Origin of the sequence: Nitratireductor sp. GCM10026969, assembly GCF_042660605.1 — a bacterium.
In the GTDB taxonomy this organism is placed as follows: domain Bacteria; phylum Pseudomonadota; class Alphaproteobacteria; order Rhizobiales; family Rhizobiaceae; genus Chelativorans.
In genome coordinates this window covers 1-8102 of sequence record NZ_JBHSUM010000178.1, presented here as the reverse complement: position 1 = coordinate 8102, position 8102 = coordinate 1, and the positions used below count along the sequence as shown (strand labels likewise).

The window sequence follows — 8102 nt, the reverse complement described above, 5'->3', positions numbered from 1 at the left end:
CGACGGAAAAGGCGATCGCCGGAATGTCGACCGTCGCGGCGGCCATGAGCAGCGCCGGCGTGGTCTTGTCGCAGCCGCCCATCAGCACCACGCCGTCGAGCGGATTGGCGCGCAGCGCCTCCTCGACGTCCATGGCGCACAGGTTGCGGTACATCATGGCCGACGGCCTGAGCGACGGCTCCCCGGGCGAGAAGACGGGAAACTCCACCGGTAGGCCGCCGGCCTCGTAGATGCCGTGCTTCACCCGCTCGGCGAGGTCGCGCAGGTGGGCGTTGCAGGGGGTAAGCTCGGACCAGGTGTTGCAGATGCCGATCACCGGCCGCCCGTCGAAGAGATCGGCCGGCAGGCCCTGGTTCTTCATCCAGGAGCGGTGATAGATGTTGTCGCGGCTGTCGCCGCCATACCATTCCTGGGAGCGCAGCCTGCGCGGCCATTCCGCCTTCTTGAACACCATGGACCAGCCCGCCTATAGCGCCCGCACGGCGACCGGTTTGTCGCGCGCGGCCGAATTGTCGATCGCGACCGTGTTCCTCAAGGGAAGGCCGAATTGCGGTGCTGCAATCTCGAACACGTCGCCCGGCTCTGTGCGCACGCCTTCGGCGAAGGAGAGCGTCGCGGTGCCGAACATGTGCACGTGGACATCGCCAGGGCGGCGGAAAAGCGCGTATTTGAAGTGATGATGCTCGAGATTGGCGATGGTGTGCGACATGTTCGCCTCGCCCGAGAGGAACGGCTTTTCGAAGATCGGCTCGCCGCCGCGCAGGATGCGCGAGGTGCCGCGGATATCCTCGGGAAGCGGGCCGATGAGGATCTCCGGGCCGAAGGAAGCCGGCCGCAGCTTGGAGTGGGCGAGATAGAGATAATTCACCCGCTCCATCACGTGGTCGGAAAACTCGTTGGAGAGCGCAAAGCCGACACGGAACACCGAGCCGTTGTCACCCACCACATAAATGCCGGCGATCTCCGGTTCCTCGCCGCTGTCGTCGGCGAAGGCCGGCGAGGTAAGCGAAGCCCCCGGGGCGGCCACCGCATCGCCGTTGCCCTTGTAGAACCACTCCGGCTGCACCCCCGGCGCACCGCCTGCCGGCTTTCCGCCTTCCAGCCCCATGCGGAACATGCGCATGGAATCGGTGAGATTGGTTTCCTCGTCGGCGGTCACCTGGTGCATGGAATCGCGCGTGGCGGCCGAGCCGAGATGGGTAAGGCCGGTTCCTGTAAGGTGCAGGTGGGCGGGATCGGGATGGTGGATGGGTGCGAGAATGCGCCCTTCTTCATAGGCCCGTTCGAGATCCACCGCGGCACCGAAGCCGAGACGGGCGATCCTGGCGGCGAGCGTATCGCCGCTTCGTGCGCAGTCGAGCGCCAGCGCGTAGAGGCTTTCGGCACCGCGCACCTCATAAGCTTCGGTGCCTTCGCGGGCGACGACACCAACGCCGCCTTCGGCCGTTCTGATCTGGGAAAGGAGCATGGCACTCAGCCCTTGTTCTTGTTGTAGACATCGAAGACGACGGCAGCGAGCAGCACCAGGCCCTTGATGACCTGCTGCCAGTCGATACCGACGCCCAGGATCGACATGCCGTTGTTCATCACGCCCATGATGAAGGCGCCGATCACCGCACCGACGATCGTTCCCACGCCGCCCGACATGGATGCGCCGCCGATGAAGACCGCCGCGATCACGTCGAGCTCGAAGGCGAGCCCCGCCTTCGGCGTGGCCGTGTTGAGCCGGGCGGCGAAGACCAGCCCGGCAAGGGCCGCCAGCATACCCATATTCGCGAAGGTCAGGAAGGTCAGCCGCTCGGTGTTGATGCCGGAGAGCTTGGCCGCCTTCTCATTGCCGCCGATGGCGTAGATGCGCCGGCCGACGGTCGTGCGCCGGGCCACGAAGGTGTAGACGCTGATCAGGAGCGCCATGATGATGAAGACGTTCGGCAAGCCGCGGAACGTCGCCATCAAATAGCTCATATAGACGATGGCGAGCGCGATGATGACGTTTTTGGCGACGAAGAAGGCGAAGGGCTCGTCCACCATGCGCGTCCGCTGCTTTTGCAGGCGGGCGCGCACGGCCAGGTAAAGGAGCAGCGCCGCAACAGCGACGCCCAGAAGCAGCGAGAAAAGATTGATGTTCTCGGAATTGAAGATGTCCGGAATGAAGCCGGACGAGATCAGCTGAAACTGGCGCGGGAAGGGCCCGATCGACTGGCCGGCAAGCAGCCACAGCGTCAGGCCCTTGAAGACCAGCATGCCGGCGAGCGTCACGATGAAAGAAGGGATCTTGTAATAGGCGACCCAGAAGCCCTGTGCCGCACCGATCGCCGCCCCCGCGGCAAGGCAGATGACGGCGGTGAGCAGGTAATTGACTTCCCAGTTGACGATCATCACCGCGGCGAGCGCGCCGATGAAACCGAGCACCGAGCCCACCGATAGGTCGATATGGCCGCTCACGATGACGAGCAGCATGCCGATTGCCATGATCACGATATAGCTGTTCTGCAGGATCAGGTTGGTGAGATTGACCGGCTTCAGGAGAATGCCGCCTGTGACCACCTGGAAGAAGGCCATGATGGCGATCAGCGCGATCAGGATGCCGTATTCGCGCAGGTGATTGCGGATGAAGCCGAAGGACGATTTGCTGCCGGCGCTCGCGGCCTGTTCTGATGTGACGAGATCGGTCATTTCACTTTCCGGCGGACTTGATGATCATGGACATGATGCGTTCCTGGGTGGCTTCGGAAGTCGGCAGCTCGCCGACCATGCGGCCCTCGTTCATGACGTAGAGGCGGTCGGAGACGCCGAGCAGCTCCGGCATCTCGGAGGATATGACGATGATCGCCTTCCCGCTCGCGGCGAGATCACGGATGATCGTGTAGATCTCGAACTTCGCTCCGACGTCGATGCCGCGCGTCGGCTCGTCGAGAATCAGGATATCGGGGTCGGCGAACAGCCATTTCGACAGCACGACCTTCTGCTGGTTGCCGCCGGAAAGATTGATCGCCTCCTGGGCGATGGAGGAGCATTTTATGTTGATCTTGCGGCGGTATTCCTCCGCCACCGCCGCTTCCCGGTTCTCGTCGACGACGCCGCCGGCTGAAACCGCCTCAAGGTTGGCGAGCGGGATATTGCGGCGGATCGTGTCCTCCAGCACCAGGCCATAGGTCTTGCGGTCCTCCGTGACATAGGCGAGCCCCGAGCCGATCGCCCTCCTGATGGTCGACACGTCGGCCGGCTTGCCGCCGATGCGGACCTCGCCGGTGATATCCCTTCCATAGGAGCGGCCGAACAGGCTCATGGCCAGCTCGGTGCGGCCCGCCCCCATCAGGCCGGCAATGCCGACCACCTCGCCGCGCTTTACGGTCAAGTCGACATTGTCGACCACCTTGCGCTCGGTATGGACCGGGTGGTGAACGGTCCAGTTGCGCACCTCGAAGACCGTCTCGCCGATCTGCGGATCACGCGGTGGGTAGCGGTCGGAGAGCGAGCGGCCCACCATATCGCGAATGATGTGGTCCTCGCTGATGGCATCGCCGCGGCAATCGAGCGTGCTCACCGCCTCACCGTCACGCAGCACGGTGATCGTGTCGGCGACCTTGGAAACCTCGTTGAGCTTGTGCGAGATCAGGATCGAGGAGATGCCACGGCTGCGGAACTCCTTCAGAAGCTCCAGAAGCGCGTCGGCGTCCTTGTCGTTGAGCGAGGAGGTCGGCTCGTCGAGGATCAGGAGCCGCACCTCCTTGGAAAGGGCCTTGGCGATCTCCACGAGCTGCTGCTTGCCGAGGCCGAGGTCGGTGACGCGCGTCTCGGGATGTTCCGAAAGGCCCACCTTGGCCAGAAGCTCGCTCGTGCGCCGGTTGGTGTCGCGCCAGTCGATGATGCCGTGGCGGGCGCGCTCGTTGCCGAGAAAGATGTTTTCCGCAATCGACAGGAGCGGCACCAGCGCCAGCTCCTGGTGAATGATGATGATGCCTTCGCGCTCGCTGTCGGCGATGCCGCGGAAGGCCTTCTCCTCCCCGTCATAGACGATCTGCCCCTCGTAGCTGCCATGCGGATAGACGCCGCTCAGCACCTTCATGAGGGTCGACTTGCCGGCGCCGTTCTCGCCGACCAGCGCATGGATCTCGCCGCGCTCGACCGAAATGTTGACGTTGTCGAGCGCCACCACACCGGGGAAGGTCTTGGTGATGTCGCGCATTTCGAGAATGGTGTCGGCGGGCATGGTCGATGTCCTGGCTCGAAACGAGGCGGGCGGAAGGCAATCCTTCCGCCCGGCTCTTCATGCGAAAGCTACTTTATCTGATCTTCAGTGTAGTAGCCGCTGCCGATCAGCACCTTTTCCCAGTTCTCCGACGTGACCGGAACCGGCTCCAGGAGGTAGGAGGGCACGACCTTGACGCCGTTGTCATAGGTCTCGGTGTCGTTGATCTCCGGCTCGTCGCCGCCCAGCACGGCGTTGACCATCCCGACCGTGACGCGGGCGAGTTCGCGTGTATCCTTGAAGATGGTGGAATACTGGTCGCCGCGCAGAATGGCCTTGACGGAGGGGACCTCCGCGTCCTGGCCGGAGACGATCGGCATGGGCATGTCCTGCGAGCCGTAGCCGACACCCTTCAGTGAGGAGATGATGCCGATCGACAGGCCGTCATAGGGCGACAGCACGCCGTGCACCTGCTTGTCGGTGTAGTTGGCCGACAGGAGGTTGTCCATGCGCGCCTGGGCGACCGAGCCGTCCCAGCGAAGCGTGCCGACCGTGTCCATGCCCATCTGGCCCGACGGTACGACGACCTTGCCCTCGTCGATCAGCGGCTGAAGCACCGACATGGCGCCGTCGTAGAAGAAATAGGCGTTGTTGTCGTCGGGCGAGCCGCCGAACAGCTCGACGTTCCAGACCTCCTCGTCCGGGAAACGCTCCTTCAGGCCCTCGACCAGCGTATTCGCCTGCTGCACGCCGACCTTGAAGTTGTCGAAGGTGGCGTAATAGTCGACATGCTCGCTGTCGCGGATCAGGCGGTCATAGGCGATCACCTCGATGCCGGCAGCATCGGCATTGGCGAGCGCGTTGGAAAGCGTCGTGCCGTCGATTGCGGCGATCACCAGGACGTCCACGCCCTTGGTGATCATGTTCTCGATCTGGGCGAGCTGGTTCGGGATGTCGTCTTCGGCATATTGAAGATCCGTGGCATAGCCGGCAGCCTCGAACTGCTCGACCATGCTGTTGCCGTCGGAAATCCAGCGCGCCGAGGACTTCGTCGGCATGGCGATGCCGACCGTGCCCTTGTCCTGCGCGGCCGCGGGACCGGCCATCGAGGCGGCGACCATCGCGGTCGTTGCCAGGGCAAGCGTCAAAAATCTCATGGAATCCTCCCAGGTCTGACATTGGGCCGCGCACGACGGAACCGCCGAACCGGCCAGGCTATGAATGGCACGGAGATGAAGCTGGCACCGCGGCGGCGCCTCGCGAGAACCTCCCTCCCCGCCACGGGCTGTGCTCTGATGCACCGGCCGCGGGCATGACAGGCATAGGAAGCCGTGTTATTCAGGTCAAATGCGGTTTTGCATGAATGATATGATCATATTGGTATATCATTTTCGGAGACTTGGATGCTCGACAGCCCGACTTCCTTCCAGAGCGATTTCCTCGCCCGCCGCGGGTTGAAGCTTTCGCATCTGCGCCTGATCGCTGCCCTCAAGGAAACGGGACAGATGAGCGCGGCCGCCGCCCATCTCGCCATCTCGCAGCCGGCGGCCTCGCGCATGGCGGCGGAAATGGAGGAAATCCTCGGTGTGCCGCTGCACAGCCGGCACGCGCGCGGCGTCGTCTTGACCGCCTATGGCGAACGGCTCGCCATGCGGGCGCGCGCCATGCTGCAGGGCTTGGACGATGCGGCGCGCGAGATCACCGAGATGGAGCGCGGCAACCAGGGCACGGTGTCGGTCGGCGCGGTCACGGGGCCGGCGCTCGACATCGTTCTTCCTGCGCTTCGGCAGTTGCGCCTTACCCACCCCAAGATATCGGTCAGCGTGACGGTCGACACCAGCGACGGGCTCGCCGAGGACCTGCTGGCGGCGCGGCTGGATTTCTATATCGGCCGCGTTCTGGGCGACGTCGATCCGCGCATGTTCCTGACAAAGGAGGTCGAGCCCGAGCCGATCAGCCTGATCGCACGTAGCGGCCATCCGCTGACCCGGCGTTCCCCCGCGACAGTTGAGGAGTGCGTGGCCTACGACTGGGTTCTGCAGACGCCGAGCGGGCTGTTGCGGCGGACACTCGAGAACTTTCTGATGGCGCGCGGCGTCGCCTTGCCGGACAAGGTGCTGAGCACTTCGTCGATGCTGCTCACCCTTGGCTACATCAGCCAGTCCAACGCGATCGCGCCCATCGCCAAGGCCGCCGCCACCTTTTACGGCCGCGAGGAAGGGCTCAACGGCCGCATCGTGGAACTGCCGCTGGAGACGGAAATCACCGTCGCGCCCTATTCGCTGGTGCAGCATGCCGAAAGGCCGCTGTCGCCTTCCTCACAGGTGCTTTTCGATGTGGTTTCCGAGGTGATCAGGAGCAAGGTGGTTTAAATTTCGCCATCTTTCCGGCTCGGTTGCCTGAACGCCGGGGACGAGGCTCACCTACTTTCTGCCGCTGTCCTCTTTACCGGGTGTCGCGGCGACGGTATCAGCGACCACCGCGCCACGCTGTCCCATCGGCTCTTCGGGGCCCGTCGTCGTGTCGTCGGCCGTCTGGTGCTCCATTTCGGCGTTCAGCTCAGCCCCTACCAGCACGATCAGCACCGAGATCCAGATCCAGATCATGAAGCCGATGGCGGCGCCGAGCGAGCCGTAGGTGGCGTTGTAATCCGCGAAATTGCGCAGATAGAAGGAAAAGCCGACCGAGGCGGCCAGCCAGACAAGCACCGCAAGCACACCGCCAAAGGTGACCCATTGCCATTGCGCCTTTTCGCGGCTGGGGCCGATCCTGTAGAGCGCAGCAATGACGAGGAAGGCGAAGAACAGGAGCAGGATCCAGCGGCCGATCCCTGCCAGGAAATTGCCCAGCGGCCCCAGATCGACAAAGGCAAGGACCGCCGGGACGACGCCGACCACCGCAATGAGAAGCATCACGACGAGCATCGCCGCGATGGTGCAGGTGAACGTAATGGCGGTGAGCTTGAAGAAGCCGCGCTTCTCGGTCTCGCCATAGGCCACGTTCATTCCCTGGAACAGCGCCTTGATGCCGTTGTTGGCGCTCCAGAACGCCAGCGCGAAAGAAATCAGGAAGCCAAGGCCGAGCGACTGCGGATCGCCGGAGGTCAAGGCATTGAGTTGCTCGCGAATGAGATCCAGGCCGGCGGCCGGCAGCACCCCTTCCAGATAGGTCAGGTGGTCGGCGACGGTCTGGGGATCGGCGAAGAAACCGTAGAGCGAAACGAAGGCGGCAAGCGCGGGAAACAGCGCAAGGATCAGGTAAAAGGTGATCCCCGCGGCGACGAGGCTGATGCGCTCGCGGGTGAACTTCGTTGCCGAGCGCCGCACAATATCCCACCAGCCGCGCCAGGGGATTTGGTGCGGTCTGCGCGCGTTTCTTCCGCGTTCCCGCGCCTGACGGGTTTCCCGATCACCACCTTGATCCGGCCCGTTGTCCAGAATGCTCTCCCGTTTGTGAACAGTCCCGCCGTCTCCAACTTTCACACCGCGCCCGGTGTTCCCGCGCAGCGGAAGCGGAGGGCACAGACGGTCCCCGGACTAGCGGCCGGTGGGGATCGCGGGAGATCTCTTACCTGTTGCGGACACGAACCGCTCGAAGACCGCCTCCGATCCGACCTGGCCACCTTTCAGCATCAACCGCATTCCATCGCGCTGTGCGGCATCCGAATGCGCGCGGCAGATCGCGACACCCGCATCCAGCCGCTCCTCGAACGAGATGCTGTGGAAGCCGAGCCGGCGGACGACGATGCTCGAAGTGTCGCCGCCGGCAATGCCAAGGGCGCACACCGCCTGCCGGTCGAGGATGAGGCTGACCAGGTCGGCGAGCTTGTGCGAAAGGGCCGCGCCGCTCATGCCGTAGTCCGTCGACGGCTCGAGATGCGCCAGGACGTCCTCTGCGCGCGCCAGCGCCG

8 protein-coding genes are annotated in these 8102 nt (G+C 64.0%); 1 reads left to right on the top strand and 7 read right to left on the bottom strand.

All coding sequences use genetic code 11. The annotated features are described in order from the left end of the window. The 5 genes from ACFP9U_RS22085 to chvE form a co-directional block, all read right to left on the bottom strand. Positions 1-451, bottom strand: a 451-nt coding sequence (locus ACFP9U_RS22085; protein WP_378624776.1) for a dihydroxy-acid dehydratase, incomplete at its 3' end; no start/stop codon positions are given. Positions 452-466: 15 nt separating this feature from the next. Further along, the gene (gene araD1, locus ACFP9U_RS22080) at positions 467-1468 is read right to left on the bottom strand and encodes an AraD1 family protein (RefSeq protein WP_378624774.1); all 1002 of its coding nucleotides are present in this window, start codon (positions 1466-1468) and stop codon (positions 467-469) included. Positions 1469-1473: 5 nt separating this feature from the next. Next, positions 1474-2676, bottom strand: a complete 1203-nt coding sequence (gene mmsB / locus ACFP9U_RS22075) for a multiple monosaccharide ABC transporter permease (protein ID WP_378624772.1) — start codon at positions 2674-2676, stop codon at positions 1474-1476. Position 2677: 1 nt separating this feature from the next. Continuing rightward, positions 2678-4213 (bottom strand): multiple monosaccharide ABC transporter ATP-binding protein, encoded by a 1536-nt coding sequence (mmsA, locus tag ACFP9U_RS22070; protein ID WP_378624770.1) that lies wholly within the window; start codon positions 4211-4213, stop codon positions 2678-2680. A gap of 68 nt (positions 4214-4281) precedes the next feature. Continuing rightward, positions 4282-5349 carry a multiple monosaccharide ABC transporter substrate-binding protein gene (gene chvE / locus ACFP9U_RS22065; protein WP_378624769.1) on the bottom strand — a complete coding sequence of 356 codons (1068 nt, stop codon included), beginning with the start codon at positions 5347-5349 and terminating at the stop codon, positions 4282-4284. A gap of 246 nt (positions 5350-5595) precedes the next feature. Here chvE and ACFP9U_RS22060 point away from each other — a divergent pair, with 246 nt between their 5' ends. Continuing rightward, on the top strand, positions 5596-6564 hold the full coding sequence (locus ACFP9U_RS22060) for a LysR family transcriptional regulator (RefSeq protein ID WP_378624767.1): 969 nt from the start codon (positions 5596-5598) through the stop codon (positions 6562-6564). A gap of 51 nt (positions 6565-6615) precedes the next feature. Here the strand turns inward: ACFP9U_RS22060 and ACFP9U_RS22055 are convergent, their stop codons facing one another. Beyond that, positions 6616-7518 (bottom strand): YihY/virulence factor BrkB family protein, encoded by a 903-nt coding sequence (locus ACFP9U_RS22055; protein ID WP_378624766.1) that lies wholly within the window; start codon positions 7516-7518, stop codon positions 6616-6618. Between the two features lie 210 nt (positions 7519-7728). Further along, on the bottom strand, positions 7729-8102 hold a 374-nt coding region (locus ACFP9U_RS22050), incomplete at its 5' end, for a nucleotide-binding domain containing protein (RefSeq protein WP_378624764.1).

Coding starts and splice junctions, on each gene's coding strand:
- araD1 (WP_378624774.1), bottom strand. CDS start 1,468: ATGCTCCTTTCCCAGATCAGAACGGCCGAAGGCGGCGTTGGTGTCGTC.
- mmsB (WP_378624772.1), bottom strand. CDS start 2,676: ATGACCGATCTCGTCACATCAGAACAGGCCGCGAGCGCCGGCAGCAAA.
- mmsA (WP_378624770.1), bottom strand. CDS start 4,213: ATGCCCGCCGACACCATTCTCGAAATGCGCGACATCACCAAGACCTTC.
- chvE (WP_378624769.1), bottom strand. CDS start 5,349: ATGAGATTTTTGACGCTTGCCCTGGCAACGACCGCGATGGTCGCCGCC.
- ACFP9U_RS22060 (WP_378624767.1), top strand. CDS start 5,596: ATGCTCGACAGCCCGACTTCCTTCCAGAGCGATTTCCTCGCCCGCCGC.